The organism is Dolichospermum sp. UHCC 0352 (assembly GCF_009711925.1).
GTDB lineage: Bacteria > Cyanobacteriota > Cyanobacteriia > Cyanobacteriales > Nostocaceae > Dolichospermum > Dolichospermum lemmermannii.
In genome coordinates, this window is record NZ_VIKY01000287.1 from 1 (window position 1) to 1,495 (window position 1,495).

Sequence of the window (1,495 nt, forward strand, 5' to 3'; positions counted from 1 at the left end):
GACGATTTTCAATGCTAACCTACTTATTTTTATTAAAACTGTCATTGGTTAACCATCTGACTTTCTATTCTGGCATATTATCTCTAAATGTTCGTTTCTGTCAAAAATCTAGAATTGATTTGTCATCTGTAATGCAATAAATTGACTAAACCGATTTTGTCTAGATCTACATTTTTAGGTTTTCCAGGATTACGTTTTCTACCTCATATTTTTCATTAACTAATTTTGAAACAGCACTGAAAAGGTATGCAGTTGTGCAAAACCACAAGCTACAAGGTTCATTATCTTCTCAGTCTATTCTCCGATTAGCTATAGCTATTGCTATGCTGGCATCTTTATCTGTGGCTAGTATTAGTGTTTTTATTGTCCTAAAATTTCGGGATATAGATAATCAAAAATTAGCAACTGCTGCGATCGCAATACCAGAGATAAAAACAGTTACAGCCCTAGGTAGAATTGAACCAGAGGGGGAAGTAATTAAATTATCAGCACCTGTATCTGGAGAAGGAAGTCGAGTCGAAAAGATATTAATTCAGGAGGGAGATATGGTCAAAGTAGGACAGGCAATTGCTATTTTAGATAATAGCGATCGCTTGCAAGCAGAATTAACCCAAGCGCAAGCAGAAGTGAGGATAATTCAATCTAAAATAGCTCAAATTCAAGCAGGTGTTAAACAAGGAGAAATTACGGCTCAAAAAGCGATAATTGACAGATTAGCTGTAGAAAGTCAAGGTGATATTGATACTCAAAAAGCAACTATAGAAAAATTCCAGGCAGAATTACTCAATGCTGAATCTGAAAATAAACGTTATCAAGAATTATATACAGAAGGGGCAATTTCTGCGTCTCAAAGAGATAGTAAAAGCTTGAATGTAGAAACGGCTAAAAAAAGTCTTGAAGCGGCACAATCACAATTAAAAAAACTGGAATTAAGTAGCCAACAACGAAAAAAGGAAGCTTCAGCAACACTAGATCAGATTTCTGAAGTTAGGAAAGTAGATGTAGAAGCTGCAATAGCCGAATTAAATCGGGCAGAAGTATTAGTGAAAAAAGCTACTATTAATCTCCAGAAAGCTTATGTAAAATCTCCTCAAAATGGACAAGTATTTGAAATCCATACCCACCCAGGAGAATTGATTACTAATAATGGCATTGCTGACATTGGTAAAACCAGTCAAATGTATGTAGTTGCTGAAGTTTACGAAAGTGATATTACCAAAATTCTTCAAGGTAAACAGGTGCGAATAGTTGGTGATATTTTTCCTCAAGAATTGCAAGGAAAAGTAGAAAGAATCGGTTTACATGTAAGCAAGCAAAATCTCACTAATACAGATCCTTCTAGCAATATTGATAACAGAATAGTCAAGGTTCATATCCGACTAAATACAGCTTCCAGTCAGCAAGCAGCTAAATTTACTAATATGCAAGTTAAGGTAATTATTAGTCTTTAGTCAGTTGTCAGTTGTTAGTAGGGGCGAAGCATTTGGAAGATAAA

1 protein-coding gene is annotated in these 1,495 nt (G+C 34.9%); it reads left to right on the forward strand.

Annotation, left to right across the window (positions count from 1 at the left end; all coding sequences use genetic code 11):
• The first annotated feature begins 254 nt into the window (after positions 1-254).
• On the forward strand, positions 255-1,451 hold the full coding sequence (locus FJR06_RS20895) for an ABC exporter membrane fusion protein (protein WP_015083065.1): 1,197 nt from the start codon (positions 255-257) through the stop codon (positions 1,449-1,451).
• Positions 1,452-1,495: the final 44 nt, after the last annotated feature.